We start from the raw sequence: 22369 nt of genomic DNA, 5'->3' as shown, positions 1-22369 counted from the left end.
TCAACTTACTGATCGTATAAGTTACAAATAAATGTGTACGTACACGTAGATGGTCTATGACATTAGCATCATGTATATATATTTAATGAACGATGATCCTACAGTAAGGGTTTATAATTTCGGTTACGTACCCGAAGATAGTTATTTAAAATTTACATTTCAAAATATTTTATGAATTTTAAAAAATAAGGGAATCTTATTTAGAATAGAATTCGTTGAAACTTTTCATTTTTCTGCTTGTTTTTGGACATAAGGTTGACCGTTAAATTAAAAAAGGAGGTTGTAATGTCACTTGTAAGAAGAACTAGCTTTCCATCTCTATTTGACGATTTTTTTAATAGAGATTTATTGAATTGGGATAAGGGGAATTTCTCAGCCCTAAACGTCACCGTTCCTTCTGTCAATATAAAAGAAACAGCAGATAGTTATGAGGTCGAGATGGCTGCACCGGGAATGAACAAGAATGATTTTAAAGTAGAGTTGGATGGTAATCTCTTAACGATCTCTTCTAGCAAAGAATTAAATGATGAAAAAAAGGAAGAGGGGTATGCAAGAAAGGAGTTCAGTTACCAATCGTTTCAACGAAGTTTTAATTTTCCAAAGGACGTAGTAGATGAGGATAAAATTGAAGCTAAGTATGAAAATGGTTTATTGCAATTAACCGTCCCGAAGAAGGAGGAGGCCAAACGAAAGGGCCCTCGATTGATTAATATCTCCTAGTAATTTAAAGCCACTGAAAAGTGGCTTTTTTTTTGCGCAATGACCTTACAAATGTCCTACTAACCGACTTCTTTACGCTTACAGTCATTTTTTACCCCATAATTGATCATAAATTGCCCCCTCTTTTCTGGTTTTAGGTGTTTATTTGCATTGATTGTAAACTTATAAGCTTTTTCGTTAAGAATCTATAAAGGCTGTCGATTTCATTGTAAGGACGAAGACGCCGGTTTAAAAAATGTTGCTTTGATAAACCGTCATTGCTGGATAAATGGCATGCGATAAAAGGATACTTCTTACAGAAGGGGAGTCAGATCTTTATTTAAAGTAGAAAAAATGATAAAAAGAATTGTCACAGGCTGCTTTTGGCTGGCCTTATTCCTTCATACAACATTAATGCAGGCGCAATCCCCCTCAAAAATAGCGAATGAGCCATTAATACAAATGGATTATGAACGTTTGGTGACTAGAGCAGATTTGTACTATACGGAGCCTGTGAAAAGGAGTGAAGAAGGGCAACCCATCGGGAACGGCCGTATGGGAAGTCTCGTATGGACGACCCCCTCGCAAGTGAAGCTACAAATCAATCGAGTGGACATATTTGGTAACAACTCTTCCTCCAATAATTTTTTTGAGCGGAATACGGAATACGTAGGTGCTGCGGCCAACGTCGATTTAGATTTTGGAGAACAAGTTTTTACGGTACCTACTTATCATCAACATCTTTCATGTTATAAAGGGATTTCCACAGTAAAAGGAAAAGGAATAACGGCCGAAGTGATGGCTTTGCCTGAGCAGGACGTCATCATCATGCATGTAAAAGATAAGCGCACCACTCCAAACCCCATTATGACGAACCTAGGCATGCTGCGGAAACCGATTACCGAACGAGGGAATCACCGCGCGCTATCCAAACTGGAAAAGCAAGACGATTATATGGTGCTTACTCAAGCGTTTCGGGAGGATGATTACTACTGTGCTTCCGCTGTCGTCATTGGTTTATCGGATTATGCAGGGCCAGCCGAACGAACCAATGAGTCCACAATGCGTTTGTCAAACGCACAAGACGCCACTGAATTTACTGTTTTTATCGCGAGTGCCGCCACATTTGATTCAACGGAAAATGTAGCTGCTACTGCTGTTGCCAAAATGAAATCGGCAAGAAAACAGCGTTACCTCAAGCTGCTGGAAGCCCATCAGGCATGGTGGGAAAATTTTTGGCAAAAATCGTTTATTCATCTTTCCAGTGCAGACAAAGAAGCTGATTATATTGAACAAAATTATACCTATTACTTATATGTCATGGCCTCGAGTTCAAGAGGAAGGTTCCCCACTAAATTCAACGGGATGCTGTGGGCTACCGGTGGCGATCTGCGGCAGTGGGGAAATGCTTTTTGGGGCGCCAACCAGAGCTGCTTGTATAATGCACTCTTTCCAACAAATCACATGGAGCTCATGGACCCTTTATTTAATCTATACTTCCATAATTATTTCTCCTTAGAAAAAGCTGCTGAACAGCAGTGGCGATCGAAAGGGATCTATATACCCGAGACTATGGGTTTTGATGGTGTACCTGCTATTCCTGATAATATCGCGAAAGAGATGCAATCTTTATATTTAATGGAAGAACCTTGGGCGCAACGTTCAGCTCGATTTATGGCCTATGCGGAAACAAAAATCCCATTTTTGAGCCGATGGAACTGGAAACATACCGGGGAATGGGTAGCGGGAAAATGGATCTATAAAGAGCGAGGTGATGGCCCGTATGGTCCGGTAAACCATCTTTTTTCCAGGGGTGCAAAAATAGCCTACCAATTCTGGCAAAAATATGAATATACTCGAGATGAAAATTGGTTGCGAGAAAGAGCGTATCCCATGTTGAAGGGTATAGGTGAGTTTTATCGAAATTTTCCGAATGTTAAAAAGGAATCAGACGACCGCTACCATATACGCTTCATAAATGATAATGAATCGATTTGGGGTGGACATAATACAGTGGAAGAAATTGCTGCTATGAAAGGCATTTTTCCGGTTTTGATTAAGGCCTCGGAAATTTTAAATGTCGACGCCGATATGCGACCGATATGGCAAGCATTTCTCGCGCATTTATCACCTTTAACTACCAATTTTGACTATCAAGAAGACCCCCGGGAAAAGGAGATATGGGTAGGATCGCTTCCTCCTACAAGTACGGTTCGTGGAAATGGAAAAAGACTTCCTGATGGAAATACAATGCCGGTATGGTTTTTCGATTTATGTAATCCAGGAGCTCAAGGGAATTATTGGGAGATCGCGAATAACACGTTTGACGCTTATTTTAAAACAGAAGAAAAAAAGAGTACATACTTGCATGTGCTGTCAAAACTGCCGATAGCGGGAGCTATTTTAGGAAGGGAAGATGCGATACGCTATTTGTTGCCGAATCAGTTAAGAAGAGCGCCAAAGCAAGAGGTTATGCGGAACCGAATGGATTTAAGTGAAGGCTTTTATACAACCAATATCCAACGCTTGGGTCGTGGAGCGGAAGCGTTACATACGGCTTTGTGTTTTAACGGGCCGACTCATCCTGGTGGAGAACCTATTATACGCGTTTTTCATGCATGGCCAAAGGAATGGGATGCGACTTTTAAATTGTTGACTAGAAATAATTTTCTGGTAAGTGCGTCGATGAATAAAGGATTTATTCGCTTCGTGGAAATCAAGGCGCAGGATAAACAAACATGTCGTATCCAAAACCCTTGGCCCGGGCAGGCATTTGTGGTATATCGAAATGGCATACAAGAGCAGGTAACACGAGACGACTTATTGATTCTCGACACCGAGAAAGGGGATCGAATTGTTATCATGCAGCATGGTTTTGAACCAGCAAGGATTATAATACGAAATTAATTGATTAAATTGATAAAGCTGATACCTAATAAATCGATAAAATGAAAGAAAAAGTTACCTTATCTTATAATAGATCTTGGCCATATTTATTCTTCTGGATGTTCTTATTGAAGATGACCGTACAAGGACAAACCATGGATGAGATGTGGGATAACCGCGCGAGCGGTAAAGAGCACCCCAATATCCAGTGGTTTAAAGATGCTAAGTTCGGTTTATTTATTCACTGGGGGCTCTATTCACATTTGGGAGGCGAATGGAAAGGAAAGCGATATTATGGAAGTGGCGAATGGATTATGAATCGGGCAAAAATTCCTGTAAAGGAGTATGAGGTTGCTGCGGCTTCCTTTAATCCAACTCAATTTAACGCGGATGAGTGGGCACAATTAGCGAAAGACGCAGGCATCAAATACGTGGTTATCACAGCAAAACATCACGAAGGTTTTGCCATGTTTGATTCCAAGGTAAGTACCTTTGATATTGTCGATGCAACGCCGTATAAGCGAGATCCGATGAAATTATTGGCAGATGCGGTTCGTAAACAGGGTATGCAATTCGGTTTCTACTATTCGCAATTTCAAGATTGGCATGATCCAAATGGAGGTAAAAACACATGGGACTTTGATGAATCCAAAAAGGATTATCAAACCTATTATCGACAAAAGGCGATTCCGCAACTGAAAGAATTAATGACCAATTATGGTGATTTAGGTATCGTTTGGTTTGACACGCCCGGTGGTTTAACGAAAGAACAGACGCAACAGTTCGTGGATAGCTTAAGAATATTGCAACCGCAAAGTTTATTCAGCAGCCGGGTAGGACATGGCTTGGGAGATTACCGAGATTATGGCGACTCTGAAATGCCCGCTACGCCAATAAAGGGAGCCTGGGAATCGATTTATACCCATAATGACTCCTGGGGTTATATTAAACATGATATGAATTTTAAGACACCGGAAACTATTATTCAACTATTGGCGGAAGCCGCATCTAAAGGAGGCAATCTCATGTTGAACGTAGGCCCCGACGGTTCGGGTCGCATCCCGGAATATTCAGTACGGTTTTTACGAGAAACCGGAAAGTGGCTACAGATAAATGGCGAAAGTATTTATGGTACAACGGAAGGGTTGATTCCTCAACAGCCTTGGGGTGTTACCACATCGAAGCCGGGGAAACAGTATCTGCATGTTTGGAACCGACCGCATAATGGAGAGTTGCTTATTCCGGCATTCAATAGGCAGGTGAAGAAAGTATATGCCTTGGCAGGCCGGCAAGTGCTTAACTGGCATAAACAAGGGAACGATATACGAATCGATTTGCCGACCTTCCCAATTGATGCAAAAAATACGGTATTCGTCTTGGAATATATGGGTAAAGTACCTACTGATGAGAAGGAAGCTCCTCTTATTGTTTCCGGTTGCTTTGACGAAAACGTATTGAAGGCTGCTTTTGCAAAGACGGAAGGAAATGCGCATATAGAAAATTTAACCTATAGTCATTACTATGGTGATTGGAAACATACAACTTGCGTTGTTGGTATGGCCAACGGAAAAACAGATAAAACCCAATTTGATATTCGAATAACGGAACCGGGAGATTACCAAATTATACTGGAATACGCTTGTCAACCTGAAAGTGCCAACCAGGAGGGGATGTTATCCATCAGCGATCAAAACTTCTATTTTAAAACTTTACATACAGGTAGCTTTGATAAAAAATCACCCTTACTTTTTATTAAACAACCTGTAGCAACGGTTGCCATTGAACGATCAGGACAATATATCTTGGATATAAAACCGGTAGCCAATGGACAAGAGCTGTTTAAGCTTAAAGCCGTGCTGCTAAAGCCTATAAACTAATCCATCATAGTTAAAAACCATTTTATACCCCTAAATAGAACGAAAATTACCCTTTGAGACGGCGATGAATTGGGATTTTTGTGCATTAAACCTAAATAAGGGCTAACCGCATAAACTAAAAAAGATGAAGGGTAAATTAACGAAAAGGCTATTTATAGTACCATTATTATTACTTCAAACCTGTGTTTTGAACTTTCATGCACGGGCACAGAGCAGTAATACTGTATCAGGCAAAGTAACAGGTCCTGATGGGGACACGGCTCCTGGTGTGAGTGTTAAAGTAAAGGGAAAGAATAAAGGTACCACGACGGATGTCAAGGGGCTCTATCAGGTGCAGGCTGAGCCACAGGACGTATTGATTTTTAGTCAGGTCGGTATGGCAACGCAAGAAGTGAATGTTAACGGAAAAAAGCAGATTCATATTGTATTGAAGGAATTGAGCAATCAAATGGATGAAGTGGTGATTGTTGGTTATGGTACACAGAAGAAAGTGAATTTAACAGGAGCCATTGCGTCCGTAGATGGCGATATGGTAAATAAACGGATCGCAACCAATCCGACACAGTTACTTCAAGGTAGAATGCCCGGTTTACGGGTTACGCAAGCGTCGGGCGAAGCAGGTAACGAGAATGTAAACCTGCAAGTGAGAGGATTGGGTTCTTATGGTGCTTCTTCTTCACCATTGATTATCGTTGACGGTATTCCTGGAAGCTTGACCAATTTAAATCCGCAGGCAATCGAAAATGTGACCGTTTTGAAAGACGCTGCTTCGGCTGCCATTTATGGTGCTCGCGCGGCAAACGGTGTTATTTTGGTAACGACCAAGCAAGGTAAGGCGGGGAAAGCTAAGCTGACGTATGATTATAATATTGGCATTACGAAAGCGTCGTCCTTACCGAATTTTGTCTATAATTCAGTCGATTACATGAAGCTCTATAATCAGGCGGCTAAAAACTCAGGTATAACCAATTCCAACGCGATGTTCAGCCAGGAGATGATCGATGCCTATGCAAATGCGACAGATAAAAATTTATACCCTGATTTTAATTGGTTGGATGCCGTATTTCGTACGGTCCCCGTACAAACACATAATTTATCGTTAAGTGGAGGAGGGAGTGGTACGACTTATAATGTTATTCTCGGTTATGTGGATCAACCGGATATCATGATCGGAACTTCCTTTAAAAAGTACAACTTACAGATTAACCTGAACTCCAAAATCAATGAACGGATCAGTTTTGGATCCAGCATTACCTTAAATTATGGTGATCGGAAATATCCGCGGAACGGTAGTGAAGACCAATTTCTTTCCACTATTAGTCAGTCACCACTGTATGGCCCGTACCTACCGGATGGTAGCCGTAGGTACAGCTCTCGAGCCTATCCCTTTCAATCACCTAATAAGAACCCGGTAGCCGTGGCAGAAAATGCCTTGACAAAATTGAACAATTACTATATGCAGGGTAATCTCTTTCTAAATGTCAAATTATTGGATGGCTTGGAATGGAGAACAAGCGGTGGTTTAAATTACAGCTTTTCTAAAAATTATACCTTTAAACCGATAGTTGAACAATACCTATGGTTTGCGGGCCCAAATGATGTGCCCAGTAGACTTTTGGACGTTGGCGGTCAGGGGTTGGAAGTTACCGATGATAACAATGTTTATCCGGTAGGTTATACGCAGCTTACCTACGATAAATCTTTTGGTGATCACCACCTGAAGGTATTGGCGGGTACGCAAGTGGAATATAATAAAACGCAAATGCTCCTTGGTAGCCGTCTGCAATTTCCCAGCAATGACATACCTGAATTAAATGCCGGCGGTGCCGGGCAGCAGACGAATGAGGGTGTTACTGAGGAGTGGTCCCTGCGATCTTATTATGGAAGAATAAATTACGACTATAAAGGTAAGTATTTGGTCGAAGGGAATGCACGTTATGATGCTTCTTCTCGTTTTCCTAAAGATTTAAAGTGGGCCTTTTTCCCTTCCGTATCCGGGGGATGGCGAATCTCGGAGGAAAGTTTTTATAGCGATAAGCTCAAAACAGTGATGAGCGATTTAAAATTGCGGGCATCTATCGGGACATTAGGAAATCAAAACATTGGTAATTATCCATATCAAACCGTGCTGAACTCATCCTACGCTTATCCTTTCGAAGAGTCACTGCAACAGGCCGCTCGTCAGGAGGCTATGGCCAATAATCGTATCAAATGGGAAAGTACCACCGTTGTTGATTTTGGTATTGATCTTGGCTTCTTCAACAACAAATTGACGGCTAATTTCGATTGGTATAATAAAGTTACTTCCGATATCCTTTCTTCCTCTACAGCCTTTCCATCCTATATTGGTTTGGAAGCGCCAACTGTCAATTACGGAGAACTTCGGAATCGAGGGGTGGAGCTTGGACTGCAATACCGCGAAACCTTTGGAGAAGTCGCTCTTAATTTAAGTGGAAATATCCAAGCCAATCGTAATAAGGTCATGAAATATGGCGCTGAACGTATTCAGGGAAATACGATTATTCGTGAGGGCCTGCCTTATGGAAGCTTTTATCTGCTGCAAAACACGGGTATTTTTCGTTCGGAGGAGGATATTACCAATGCACCGGTGCAACAAATACCAGCGAAACCAGGTTACCTGCAATTTGCAGATGTAAATGGTGATCATATTGTGGACAATAACGATCGCGTCGTGATACCGGGCGCATTTCCAAATTTTGACTATTCTTTTAATGCTTCCGCTACCTGGAAAAATTTTGATTTGACGGTGTTTCTCTTTGGATCGCAAGGACAGAAAATATTTGTCAGTGAATGGGGAATTGTTCCATTTCGACAAGGAGGAGTATTCACCCGCGATTGGATGGAAGATTCCTGGACACCCGAAAACCCAAATGCATCACTGCCTATTGTTGGAGCCGAAGGCACACCGGCGGCTAATAATGTGAGAACGGCCTCCTCATTCTTTTTAAAGGATGCTTCTTTTCTTAGGCTGAAAAATCTACAGCTCGGATACAACCTACCGGAAAGTGTTTTAAATAAAATTGGAATCACCGGGTTGCGTGTTTATTTCGCAGGAGATAATCTATTGACCTTTTCGAAATTCCCCGGTTTAGATCCCGAACGCGGTGTGTCTTCTAGTGGAGGTGCAACCTCGGGAAGATACGTTACGCATCCACAGAATAAAGTATTTGCATTCGGTGCGAGTATAACCTTTTAAATCATCATGTTATGAAGCTTACATTAAAAATTACTTATATTTCTTTCATTGTGTTTGCTACGCTTACATGGGGTAGCTGTACAAAAGACTTGTTAGAGAAGAATCCCACCGATAAGATCTCGGAAGAGAATTTCTGGAAAACAAAAAGTGACGCCGATTTAGCGTTGGCCGGATGTTACGAATTATTGAGCCGGGGATACAATGCCACCTCTTCGACCAATGCGCGTGGTGGATGGGGAGGGGCATCGATGTTATGGGACGGCCTCTCCGACGATGCTTTTGTACCAAATAGTTCCAATAGCTTTAATGTAATTTCTCGTTCAGGAATAACGCCAACAACAGGTGGGATGCAGGCAGAAGGTTATGAAATATCCTATCAAGCAATCGGTGCTTGTAATCGCTTACTTGCCAATATTGATAAGATAACAACGTTGAGCGAAGAGGAACGCAATAAGTATAAAGGTGAAGCAAGATTTATTAGGGCACACTATTATTTTTTACTTAGCCGATTATATGGCGATGTTCCATTAACATTGCAACCCTTGGGGCTGGATGAGGCGAGTGCGATGCTAGTGCGTACACCAAAGGCACAAATTATTTCAGCTATTTTAGAAGACCTTGATTTTGCGATCGAGCACCTGCCAAATACGCCGTATAGCGGGCATGCGGTTCGAGGGTCGGCCTTGGGGTACAAAACAAAGGTTTTATTAACGAATAAGCAGTGGGAAGCAGCGGCCGGGACAGCCCAAACCATCATGAATGAAAAAATATTTTCCATCTATCAAGGGGGCTATAGGAACCTTTTTAGAAAACCCGGTCAAAACAACAATTCGGAGATTATGTTCTCTGCTAAATTTTTGCCGCCCAATATGTATAGCCCGGCCGATATGATGTATTCCTATCTTAAAGCGGTTCAACCTTTGCACTATTTGGTTGATAGCTATGCCTGTATAGACGGCAAACCTATTACGGAATCTGCTTATTACAACCCAAGTAATCCTTATGAAAATAGGGATCCACGTTTAAAAGCTTCTATTATTTATACAGGTGTTTGGCGGGGACCAGATGCTGCCTCGGCCTTTGACCCCGTCTTTGAGAATGTGTTGGGAGGTTATTTACCACGTAAATATATTAACGAATCGAAATGGCCCACCAGCTATGCTACGCAAAGTGATCAAGATTGGGTATTTTTACGATATGCTGATGTGCTGCTCATGTACGCGGAAGCGAAAAATGAAAGCAGCGGACCTGATCAAAGCGTGATCGATGCTTTAAATCAGGTGCGTGCGCGCTCAGATGTGAATATGCCTTTGTTTAACTTGAATGATGGTTATAGCCAGGAAGAACTTCGGGCGGTTATCAGGCAAGAAAGACGAGTTGAACTGGCCTTGGAAGGACAGCGTTATTTTGATCTAAAACGGTGGGGAATTATAAAGGAGGTGATGGATACAATTCAAGATCCCGATGGTGCTGCTAGGTTATTTCAAGCGCGTGATACCTTATGGCCGGTGCCGCAATCGGAAGTTGATATTGCTCGTAGTTTAGGAAATGACGGTTATAAACAGACACCTGGTTTTTAAATTTAACGTTTACTGAAATGAACAAGTGCAGACAATCTTGCTGGATGTTTTTGCTCGTAATGAGTATCACATTTTCTTTAAAACCATTGAAGGCACAACTGCTGGTAGAAAAGGATAACAAACGAATGAAATGGTGGACCGAAGCTCGATTTGGGATGTTCATCCATTGGGGGGTATATGCACAGTTTGCGGGTGTTTATAACGGACATGAACAGGCACGAGGTGGCGCCGAATGGATCATGAACCGGTGTAAAATTCCAGTAGCTGTGTATCAGGCAGAGGCCAAAAAATTTAACCCGGTTCATTACAATCCGGATGAGTGGGTAAGAATGGCCAAGGAGGCGGGGATGAAATACTTAATCATCACAGCCAAACATCATGACGGATTCGCCTTGTTCAAAACGGCCGCGAGTAAATGGAACGTGGTAGACGCGACGCCTTATGGTCAAGATTTATTAAAACCTTTGGCCGAAGCTTGTAAAAAATATGGTATAAAATTGGGTTTTTATTATTCCCAGGCTCAAGATTGGAACAACCCAGGTGGTTCAGCGGCAAGAAAGCTGATGCGGGAAGGCTGGCCTAATCCCGATTCTACCCGGATTGATGCTTATACCCTGGCGCACAAAGGTCATTGGGATCCCGCACAAGAGACGGCCAGCTTTGATGAATATATAAACGGGGTCTCGGTCCCTCAGGTAAAAGAACTGCTTAGTAATTACGGTGATATTGCAGTGCTGTGGTGGGATACTCCTACCAATATGACGGATGAAGCGGCTCGTAAACTACAGGCGCAATTGAAACTACAACCCAATATCATTACCAATGATCGATTGAAGAGGCCTAATTTTCCGGGTGATACCAAAACGCCTGAACAAAAGATTCCGGATTTGACGGAATTGGACGGAAAGTACTGGGAAACTTGCATGACCATGAACGGTACCTGGGGGTATCGGACTTCAGATAGCAACTGGAAATCCACGGAAACGCTTATCCGAAACTTAATCGATATTAGCTCCAAGGGAGGTAATTATTTGCTGAATATTGGTCCTCAGCCAGATGGTGCTTTCCCTGCTGCAAGCATCGAACGACTGCGCGAGATCGGTAACTGGATGAAAGTAAATGGGGAAGCAATATATGCATCGAAAGCAAGTCCGCTCGGCCCATTGAATTGGGGTCGATGTACGATGAAAAGTGCCGGAAAGAATACCCTTCTGTATTTATCGGTATTTGATTGGCCCTCTGATGGAAAACTGCTTGTTCCAGCCATTAAAAGCAAAATTATCTCTGTTAAACTTTTGGCCTCTGAGCAAAATTTAAACATGCATACCAAAGGAGAACTTAGCTGGATTGATCTTCCTGCGCACGCACCTGATCAGATTGCAACCGTAATCAAACTGGAGTTGAAAGGTTCTATTGACCCGGTCAAACCGGGACTACCTACAAGGGAGATGAAAAGCGGTGCATTGGATTAGATGATTAGTTGGGTAGTTGAATGGTTGAGTAGTTAAATAGTTGAATAGTCGAATGGTTAATACGTTATGTTTAAATTAAAATATTACTTATTGTATACACTTTTTTTTATAGGTCCCTTTTTTACTTCTCAGGGTCAAGAAACCCACCGTATTGATGAAAATTGGGTATTTTTAAAGAGTGATTTGGGGGGTGTTTGGGAGGCCGTGAGACCTGTTGGAAAGGGAAATCCGGAAGCGGTTCCGAGTTGGCAAATGGTCAATCTTCCTCATTGTTTTAACGCTATGGATGCAGTCGATCCTGATGTAAGTTATTATCAGGGTCCTGGGTGGTATCGAAAAAAAATACACGTCGATAATCCTTATCAAAATGGGCGCACCTTGTTACATTTTGAAGGTGTCGGACAGAAAACGGAAGTCTATGTTTATACAACAAAAATAGGCGAGCATATCGGCGGCTATGATGAATGGACGGTGGATATTACGGATGCGGTAAAAGCCTTTTACGAAAACCCGATAAGTAAAGAACAGTTCCAGGGACAGGTCCCTATTGCTATTCGTGTTGACAATTCCCGCGATTTGGAAATGATACCTTCGGATCTTTCTGATTTTAATCTTTATGGTGGTATCTATCGGCATCTCAATTTGCAGTACGTGCCGGAAATTGCTATTGATCGGCTATCTGCTCACGTAAATGTCGATTCGCAAGGGAAGGAAGGAACGCTCCAAGTACATATACGACTTTCAAATGCTACCCTTAGTTCAAACTTGAAACTCAAGATGCGTCTGTTGGATCCGCAAGGAAAACAAGTAGCACAACTGGAAGATGAATTTTCAACGCAAGGGGGTGAAATTAATCCCGCTGAACTAACCATCAAAAAACCAGCTTTATGGAGCCCTGATCAACCATCATTGTACAAGCTGGTGGTAACAGCTAAAACGGAAACCGCTAGTTATGTGATGGAAGAAAAACTAGGTTTCCGTCACATTGAATTTAAAGAAAGGGGACCGTTTTATTTGAATGGACAACGTTTGTTACTACGCGGCACACATCGTCATGAAGATCATGCAGGAGTTGGCGCGGCAATGACGGATTCAATGATTCTTGCGGAAATGAAACTCATCAAGGAAATGGGTGTTAATTTCATCCGTTTAGGTCATTATCAACAGTCGAAACTTGTTTTGAACGCTTGTGATAGCCTCGGTATCCTGGTTTGGGAAGAAATCCCCTGGTGTCGAGGTGGGCTAGGAGGAGCACCTTATCGAAAGCAGGCACGACAAATGTTGACCAATATGATCGAACAGCATTATAATCATCCGTCTATCATCATTTGGGGTTTAGGGAATGAAAATGATTGGCCAGGTGATTTTCCGGTATTTGATAAAGAGAGGATAAGGGCCTTTATGAAGGAACTCAATGAGTTGGCTCACCGATTAGATCCCTCGAGAAAAACGGCTATCCGTCGATGCGATTTTTGCAAGGATATTGTAGACGTTTATTCACCATCCATTTGGGCAGGTTGGTATAGAGGCTTATACACCGATTATCAACAGGCATCCGAAGAGGAAATGAAAAAGGTAAATCATTTTCTTCATGTGGAATGGGGAGGAGACAGTCATGCACGTAGACATGCCGAAAATCCCGATAAAGCCTTGGCGAAGATTACAGCAAGCGATGGGGTGGACGAAAGAGCGGGTGATGCTTCTTTATATGGCGGAGCAGCAAGGGTTTCAAAGGATGGCGACTGGAGTGAAAGTTATATCTGTAATCTGATTGATTGGCATTTGAAAGAGCAGGAAAATATGTCCTGGTTAACGGGGACAGCTTATTGGCCTTTTAAAGATTTCTCTACACCGGTGAGACCGGATAATCCCGTACCTTACGTGAATCAAAAGGGTGTAGTGGAACGTGATTTGAATAAGAAAGAAGCGTATTATGTATTCCAGTCCTATTGGACAGAAAAAACAATGGTACATATCTATGGACATTCTTGGCCAACGCGTTGGGGAGATCCAGATGAAGAAAAAATGATTAAGGTGTATTCCAATGCAAAGGAAGTGGAACTTTTTGTTAATGGGAAAAGTGTAGGCCTTAAAAAAAGAAATACACAGGATTTTCCTGCTGCGGGCTTGCGGTGGATGGTAAGACTTCGTGCGGGGGAGAATCATTTTAAAGCCGTTGCAAAGAACGGAAAGGAGATGGTAAGCGATGAACTCACACAAAACTATCAAACGGCAAAATGGGGTAAACCGGCGCAAATGGATCTAAAGGAAATCGGCCGTGAGGGTGATATGATCACCATTCAAGCGAGCTTATTGGATACGAAAGGTGTCCCCTGTTTAGATGCCCAAAACTGGTTGCATTTTTCGGCTATAGGTGATGGAAGTTTAATCGATAATCAGGGAACCTCTGACGGCTCGCGAAAGGTGCAGGCCTACAACGGTCGGGCATTGATTAAGATCCGTCTACCGAAGGGAAAATGCGTTGCCAGTGTACAGTCGGAAGGAATGAAAACGGCCTTCGTAACCTTAAATTAGTAGATATCGTTGCGTCATTAAATAGTAGAGTAGTTAAATGGTTGAGTAGTATAGTGGTTGAATAGTGAGGGTCTACATTTTAGCATTGAGCGATCGGACGTTTGATAAATACTAAGGAATGTCAACGACGATTTGAATCCAAATTTAAGCACTGAATAAAAACCAAATGGAAAATGAATAAACCTAAGATCTCTCTTTTTGTGTTCCTAAGCTGTGTCTTTGCCACATTCGTGGGGAATACCCAGGAGCAGGAAAAGTTATTAAAATTATGGTATAGAAAACCGGCATCGGTATGGGAAGAGGCTTTGCCATTGGGCAATGCTAAAACCGGGGCCATGGTGTTTGGCGGAATTCGGGTGGAACGTTATCAACTGAATGACAATACACTTTGGTCGGGTTTCCCCAATCCGGGTAACAACCCGAACGGCCCTCGTGTACTTCCGCAGGTACGAAAGGCTATTTTTGAAGGGGACTATGAAAAGGCAACAAGTTTATGGAAACAAATGCAAGGGCCCTATTCGGCTCGGTATTTGCCACTTGGCGATCTGCTGCTGGATTTTCATCGGAATGATTCACTTGCTTCGTTTTATCAACGTGATTTAGATCTCGACAACGCCGTTTCAACGGTAAAATACACCTACCAAGGCGTCTCTTACACGCGCGAAAGCTTCATCAGTTGGCCGGATAAAGCAATGGTCATTCGTATAACCGCCGACAAGCCCGGTGCAATAACTTTTGATGTTGCATTAACGAGCAAACTGAAATATGAAACAAAGGCGAAGGATGATGATTATTTAATACTTCGGGGAAAGGCGCCTAAATTTGTGGCAAATCGTGATTATGAACCGAAACAGGTTGTTTATGATGAGGCGAATGGGGAAGGGATGAACTTTGAAGTTCATGTAAAAGTACAGACCGTAGGTGGGAAAAGCCTCGCTAACAATAATAGCTTACGTGTTTCCGGAGCCAATTCAGTTACACTTTGGTTAACAGAAGCAACTAGCTTTAACGGGTTTGATAAGTCTCCCGGACTGGAGGGCAAAGATCCTGCTCGCGAAGCAACCACTTGTATGAACCGAGTTTCAAAATTGAATTATGAGGATGTAAAATCGAAACATATCGCTGATTACACATCGCTGTTCCATCGGGTGGCCATCAATCTGGGGAACGATGTGGAAGCCTTGAAACTACCGATCAATGAAAGGATGCTACGGCTGGCTAAGGGGAAATCGGATCATGCACTGCTGGCTTTATACTATCAATATGGTCGTTATCTATTGATTGCCAGCTCGCGTCCAGGTAGTAGGCCTACCAATTTACAGGGAATATGGAATGATCACGTTCAACCTCCCTGGGGAAGTAATTACACGACCAATATCAATACCGAAATGAATTATTGGTTAGCTGAAAATACGAATCTTTCGGAATGCCATCAACCTTTGTTCGATTTTATGAAAGAACTGGCGGTTAACGGGGCAGTAACAGCGAAAGTGAATTATGCGATCGACACTGGTTGGGTCGTTCATCATAATACTGATTTATGGGCAAAGACATCCCCACCCGGGGGATACGATTGGGATCCCAAGGGTATGCCACGCTGGTCGGCATGGCCCATGGCGGGTGCTTGGTTTTGCACGCATCTTTGGGAGCATTATCTTTATACAGGGGATAAAAAATTTCTGAAGGAGGAAGCCTATCCTTTGATGAAAGGAGCCGCCTCTTTTATGCTGGCTTGGCTCACAGAAGATCCTGATAGTCATTATCTGGTAACCAATCCTTCTACCTCGCCCGAAAATACGATTAAAATCAAGGGTAAGGAATATCAATTGAGTATGGCATCAACCATGGACATGGCTATTATTCGCGAACTATTTAACGCGTGTATGCATGCAAGCGATATTTTACAAATCGATCCGAATTTTAAGGCAAAATTAACGACAGCAAAGGCTAAACTTTATCCTTACCATATCGGCCGGTATGGCCAATTGCAGGAATGGTATCAAGATTGGGATGATCCGCAAGATAAACATCGCCATATCTCTCAGCTTTTTGGTCTTTATCCAGGTAATCAGCTATCCATCGGTGGTACGCCTAAACTGGCGGCCGCGGCTAAGCAATCGTTGCTTCATCGAGGTGATGTGAGTACGGGTTGGTCCATGGCTTGGAAGACAAATTGGTGGGCGCGTCTACAGGACGGAAATCATGCTTATAAGATCTTGAAGGATGCGTTGCGCTACATCGATCCCAAAGAAGAAAAAGAGCAGATGAGCGGGGGTGGGGCTTATCCCAATCTTTTTGATGCACATCCACCTTTTCAAATTGATGGAAATTTTGGTGCTACTGCCGGCATCACTGAAATGTTGCTTCAAAGCCACGCAGGTGAAATTCATTTATTACCTGCCTTGCCGGATGCTTGGCCAAGTGGCGCCATTAAAGGCATAAAAGCACGTGGAAATTTTACCGTTGAAATCGACTGGGCGCAAGGGGATTTGACTCGCGCACTGATCCATTCAACGTTAGGTGGTACTTGTCGTTTGCGAACCTCTGTACCGGTTAAAGTGTTGGAAACTACCGTCGCTAAGGTAAGCGTCCCAAATGATTTATTAATAAAACCTGAAGAACTTCCGATCGTAGAAAATCAGCAGACATCTTTGCAGACGCTCCACGTGAAAGAGACTTATGTAATAGATTTCCCAACGGAAAAAGGAAAAACATATACGATTGTACCTTTATAAAGCTAGTTAATGAAAAATGTATGCTCTTATGGACTTTTGTTCTTTCTGCTCATCACCTCGTCCAAAACTATTGGACAGGAAATTCAATGGACGGAAGTCTTACCCGGTGTTTGGAAGGGTGTGGTAGGGACGCCGGAGTCCTATAATTTGTTACGTGCTGCGGGCGTAACGCCACGAGCAGCGGCAATCCAAGCGTTGGATACCCCGTCTTTTCCGCTCCTACAGCAGGAGATCAATGCGAGCACAGTTGACGGAAAAACGTACCTACATTTCCCTTTAGACTCACTGGAACAATTATTTGGTTTCGGACTCAACTTTCAATCAGTGCATCAACGTGGAAAGATTCTACGCCTCCATGTTGATCACTACGGAGGCGTCGATAATGGTAGAACACATGCTCCTACACCTTTTTATGTTTCTTCAAGGGGCTATGGGGTTTTTGTCAATAGTGCACGTTACTTGGAGGTATACGCGGGCTCCGCTGTCCGAAAGGATAGTAAACACCCACCACAGGCGAAAGACCGGAATATGGATAAAACGTGGACAGCTCGTCCCTATAGTGACGCGGTAGAGATATTAGTTCCGGCTGCTGGGGTTGAGTTTTATATTTTTGGAGGACCGAAACCTTTAGATGCGGTACGCCGTTTCAATTTGTTTAATGGAGGAGGTATCTTGCCTCCGCGTTGGGGATTGGGTTTTACCCAGCGTGTCCAACGGCTGTACAATGCTGCAGAGGTAGAGGAAGAGATAAAGGCCTTTGAAGAAAGGGGCTATCCATTGGATTTTGTCGGCCTGGAACCGGGGTGGCAAAGCAAATCTTATCCTTGTACTTTTGAGTGGGATCATAAACGCTTCTCCGATCCAAAAGCATTTGTACAGAAATTGTTGAAAAAAGGTATTCGGATTAATCTATGGACCAATCCTTACGTTTCACCTGCTTCACCCATTTTTAAGGAAATCGAACCTTTTACAGCATCCCACACAGTATGGGTGGGGTTGGTTCCCGACTTGATGATGCCGCAAGCGAGAAACATCCTCTTTTCTCAGTGGCAGCGAAGCCAAGTTGATATAGGCGTCAGCGGTTATAAAATTGATGAAGTTGACGGTGGCGACCACTATCTGTGGCCGGATGTCGCGTCTTTCCCTTCGGGTTATACGGCCGAACAGATGCGGCAGACTTACGGGGTGCTTATGCAACGCTATAGCACCGAGTTATATAAAAAGTCAAACAAACGTACCTATGGTTTGATACGCGGATCAAATGCAGGTGCTGTCTCTTTCCCTTATGTTATTTACAACGATTATTACAAACACGAAGATTTTATTACAGCCTTAATCAACAGTGGATTTGCAGGCGTGTTATGGACACCCGAAGTACGCGCTTCTAAAAGTGCGGAGGAATGGTTACGACGCTTTCAGTCTAACATTTTCTCTCCGATGGCCATGATCAATGCGTGGGCGAGTGGTACGAAACCTTGGTCTTTTCCCGAAGTGGAAGCCCAGGTAAAGGAGGCGGCACTTTTGCGGATGCGCATGATGCCTTATTGGTATAGTGAATTTGCTAAATATCATTTTAAGGGAACACCCCCGTTTCGCGCGATGAATTTAGAGGAGGGTTTTGCGTTACAAGAGTCAGAAAAAGTGTTAACGAAGGATTTGGAAAAGAATCCTTATGTGGAAGCGACCCACCGCGAAATTAAGGATCAATATATGGCGGGTGAAAATCTGCTGGTAGCGCCCATGTTTACCGGGCAAGCGAGCAGGGAAGTGCTATTGCCGAAAGGAAACTGGTATGACTTTTACACAGGCAAGTTTGTCGGCAACGGCGAAATGATTACGGTTAGTCCAGGTTTGGATAAGATACCGGTTTATGTAAAAGATGGGGGAATTATCCCTTTCATGCCGCCACTACTTCATGCGCCTAAAGCAGACGAACGAATAATGATCGAGCTCAGGCATTATGGCGAAAAACCGGGCGTGTATGATCTATACGACGATGACGGTGAAACGTTTAACTATGAAAAAGGGGACTATAGTTTTCGTAGGGTAAAAGTGGAACGTAACAAAGATGGAAAATGGAAAGGTTCCATATCGCCGCCGGAGAAGGGAAAGCCAAATACAATTGGAAAAGTAAGCTTTAAATTTATGACAACATCATGAGAAGGGTTAATTACGGTGCGTTCTATCTGTGTATAGTAATGGCAGGCCTGTGTATCTCATGGACTGATCTTGCAATAGACATGTCCTACGAGACGCAAGCAATGCAAATTTTGCGCAAACAGATTTTACAACAAGCGGAATGGGCCATGCAACAGCAGCCCTTAACGGTTACTGCAGCGCAATCGACGCGAAGTAGTGGAGGTAAACACGATTTTTTTTCAGAAGGAGACTATTGGTGGCCCGACCCCGCGGATCCAGATGGTCCTTATATACAAAAAGATGGGATGACCAATCCGGAGAACTTTGTGGCGCACCGAAAAGCAATGATTCGCTTTAGTCAAATTGTAGGCGCATTGGCTTCAGCCTATCGGCTAACGAAGGACGAAAAATATGTTATGCATGCATTGGAGCATTTAAAAGCTTGGTTTGTAAATCCTGAAACGCTGATGAATCCCAATTTGTTGTATGCGCAGGCTATCAAAGGGCGCTTTACAGGAAGAGGCATTGGTATCATTGATACGATTCATCTCATGGAAGTCGCGCAAGGAGTTCTCGTCATGGAAAGTGCCACCGTTTTTCCTTCCGATCTAAGAAAATACATCAAGGCCTGGTTCACGGATTATTTACAGTGGTTAACTCATCATCCTTATGGAAAGGATGAAATGAATGCAGAGAACAATCATGGCACCTGTTGGACAATGCAGGTGGCTTCTTTTGCCAGGCTTGTGGGGGATGAGCAATTGCTGGAATTTTGCCGCGAACGATATAAAACAGTCTTACTCCCCAATCAAATGGCGCAAAATGGCAGCTTTCCACGTGAGCTTAAACGCACGAAACCTTACGGTTATTCACTTTTTAATCTAGATGCGATGGTTATGTTATGTCAAATAGCGTCTGATACAAGTGACAACTTGTGGGATTTTCAGTTAGTGGATGGACGTTCGATTAAGAAAGGAATGGCCTTTATGTATCCTTATATAAAAGATAAGCGGTCTTGGCCTTATGCAAAGGATGTAATGTATTGGGATAACTGGCCGGTTGCACAACCTGCCCTGTTGTTCTGTGCTCAAGCTTTTAAAGAGGGAAACTGGTTCGTTACCTGGACCCAGTTGGATCATGCACCAAAAGTGGAGGAAGTGGTTCGAAATCTGCCAATTCGGAATCCCGTCATTTGGTTTAGGTAATTGAGTCGTTAACTGGTTAATAGTTGAGTTGTCAAGTGGTTGAATAGTTGAGTGGTTAAATGGTAGGATAGTAAAATAGTTAGTGCGGGTAGAAGACGATTGCTGAAATCTGATAACGGATAAAATAATGAGAAAACGAAATTACCTTTTATATTTTCCAGTCTTTGGTATTGCCTGTATGCTGAACACTGCGCTGTATGCACAGGATGTGGGTGACGAGGGAACAAAAATGTACAATGATCCAAAGGTGCGGGATATCACAGCTATTGAAGAGGCGAAAGCAGGGTGGTGGACCGCCTCCATGCGTAAGCACAACCAACGGATTGCCTGGTGGCGAGAAGCCAAATTTGGTATGTTTATTCATTGGGGGATTTATTCGCTGGCAGGTGGCGAATGGCATGGAAAGGAGGTAGGAGGTTATGCAGAGCATTTAATGCGAAAAGAAAAGATAAGTCGTGCTGACTATCTGCAGTTGGCAAAGCAGTTTAACCCGATATACTTTGATGCGGAGAGCTGGGTGTTAGCGGCAAAAAGGGCAGGCATGCGCTATTTTATCGTTACCGCCAAACACCATGACGGCTTTGCAATGTATGATACGCGATACTCCGATTTTAATAGTATACAGCAAACACCTTTCCATCGTGACCCCATGGCTGAATTAGCAGAGGCCTGTCGTAAGTATGGGTTGAAATTTGGTTTTTACTACTCACATGCTTTTGATTGGGAGCATCCGGATGCTCCGGGCAACGATTGGGAATATCATAATCCTGGAGGTGATAAATTGATCGGGGGTGCCAATTGGTATGATAGACATCCTGAATGGCTTCCGAAAGCACAACGATATGTAAATGAAAAGGCTATTCCACAAATTCAGGAACTGTTGCGGAATTATCACCCGGATATAATATGGTTTGATACACCTCATAAATTGCCCTTTTCAGAGAATCTGCGTATTTTAAAAGCAATACGAGAAATAGACTCAAATGTGGTAATCAATGGACGTTTAGCTCGGAGCACAACCGAAAATTTTGGGGACTATCAGAATACGGCTGATCGGCCGGCAGAGTTCTTTCCTGTAACGGGCGATTGGGAGGCGATTCCTACGACCAATGAATCCTATGGATACTCCAAATACGACCATAGCCATAAGCCAGCTTCCTTTTTTATTCGCTTATTGACAAAAGCGGCATCAAAAGGGGGGAATCTACTGATGAATATTGGACCCAAGGGGGATGGTGCTTTCGATCCAAAAGATACACGGATATTGGACAGCATCGGGCCATGGATCAACAAAAATAGCGAAAGTATCTACCGCACCGAACCGACTATGCTACCCGTTCAATCTTGGGGTGTAACAACCCAACGGAAGCATAAATTATACCTGCACGTCTTTAACTGGCCGAAGAACGGGGGCTTGCTGGTTGGTGGATTGAAGAATGAAGTCCGGCGGGTATACTGCTTAGGTGATCCGGGCAAAAATTTATCAATACAACGGATTACACCGCAAGATTTAAGCATCGAGCTTCCTGCCAATGCCCGTGATTCAGTTAATACTGTGGTCGTTATTGAACTGAAAAATGCAGTACTATCGGTAGATAACGCCCGACTTCTGGATGCAGAGCAGGAGAACCGTCTTTTGGCTTTTGACGCAACGTTAACAGGTAAAGGATTTAAGTATGGCGACGGAAAGAGGAACCGCTACTACGTGGATGGATGGAAGTCAAGTGAGCAAAAGTTGTCTTGGCCAATTCGCGTAATCAAACCTACGCGTTATCAGCTCAAGATAAAATACCTTGCCGACACGATGGGCAATAGCTATGAGGTGAACGTTGATGGCAAAACACTAAAGGGAGAAACCAAAATAAATAACTCAACTGAAGATTTTGTATCAGAAGTGCTGGGCGAAGTTACGCTTACCAACCCACGATGTACACTGGAGATAAAGGCCGATCGAATTAACAGCGGGGAACTTATGAAGCTATTTGAAATCCAATTAATACCTATTCATCCTTAAAAGACGATCT

Annotated in this window: 11 protein-coding genes; all 11 read left to right on the top strand. The window is 43.1% G+C overall.

Features of this window, described 5'->3' with window-relative positions:
• Positions 1–285 precede the first annotated feature (285 nt).
• The gene (locus RYH73_RS13595) at positions 286–720 is read left to right on the top strand and encodes an Hsp20/alpha crystallin family protein (RefSeq protein ID WP_335313981.1); all 435 of its coding nucleotides are present in this window, start codon (positions 286–288) and stop codon (positions 718–720) included.
• 333 nt (positions 721–1053) lie between these two features.
• A complete protein-coding gene (locus RYH73_RS13590) occupies positions 1054–3606 on the top strand; it encodes a glycosyl hydrolase family 95 catalytic domain-containing protein (RefSeq protein ID WP_335313980.1) in 2553 nt (850 codons plus the stop codon).
• A gap of 41 nt (positions 3607–3647) precedes the next feature.
• Entirely contained in the window at positions 3648–5462 is a 1815-nt protein-coding gene (locus RYH73_RS13585; RefSeq protein WP_335313979.1) for an alpha-L-fucosidase, read from the top strand.
• A gap of 124 nt (positions 5463–5586) precedes the next feature.
• Positions 5587–8679, top strand: coding sequence for a SusC/RagA family TonB-linked outer membrane protein (locus RYH73_RS13580; protein ID WP_335313978.1), 3093 nt, complete (start codon positions 5587–5589; stop codon positions 8677–8679).
• 11 nt (positions 8680–8690) lie between these two features.
• Positions 8691–10259 (top strand): RagB/SusD family nutrient uptake outer membrane protein, encoded by a 1569-nt coding sequence (locus RYH73_RS13575; protein ID WP_335313977.1) that lies wholly within the window; start codon positions 8691–8693, stop codon positions 10257–10259.
• 17 nt (positions 10260–10276) lie between these two features.
• A complete protein-coding gene (locus RYH73_RS13570; RefSeq protein WP_335313976.1) occupies positions 10277–11731 on the top strand; it encodes an alpha-L-fucosidase in 1455 nt (484 codons plus the stop codon).
• Positions 11732–11797: 66 nt separating this feature from the next.
• On the top strand, positions 11798–14266 hold the full coding sequence (locus RYH73_RS13565; protein WP_335313975.1) for a glycoside hydrolase family 2 TIM barrel-domain containing protein: 2469 nt from the start codon (positions 11798–11800) through the stop codon (positions 14264–14266).
• 173 nt (positions 14267–14439) lie between these two features.
• Positions 14440–17001 (top strand): glycoside hydrolase family 95 protein, encoded by a 2562-nt coding sequence (locus tag RYH73_RS13560; RefSeq protein WP_335313974.1) that lies wholly within the window; start codon positions 14440–14442, stop codon positions 16999–17001.
• 9 nt (positions 17002–17010) lie between these two features.
• Positions 17011–19161 carry a glycoside hydrolase family 31 protein gene (locus tag RYH73_RS13555; protein WP_335313973.1) on the top strand — a complete coding sequence of 717 codons (2151 nt, stop codon included), beginning with the start codon at positions 17011–17013 and terminating at the stop codon, positions 19159–19161.
• Positions 19158–20345, top strand: a complete 1188-nt coding sequence (locus tag RYH73_RS13550; RefSeq protein WP_335313972.1) for an alginate lyase family protein — start codon at positions 19158–19160, stop codon at positions 20343–20345. Before RYH73_RS13555 ends, RYH73_RS13550 begins: the two co-directional genes overlap by 4 nt.
• A gap of 127 nt (positions 20346–20472) precedes the next feature.
• Complete coding sequence (locus RYH73_RS13545) at positions 20473–22359, top strand: alpha-L-fucosidase (RefSeq protein ID WP_335313971.1); 1887 nt, start codon at positions 20473–20475, stop codon at positions 22357–22359.
• Positions 22360–22369 lie beyond the last annotated feature (10 nt).

The organism is Olivibacter sp. CPCC 100613 (assembly GCF_036959255.1).
Taxonomy (GTDB): Bacteria; Bacteroidota; Bacteroidia; order Sphingobacteriales; family Sphingobacteriaceae; genus Olivibacter.
This window is presented reverse-complemented; position numbering and strand designations above follow the sequence as displayed.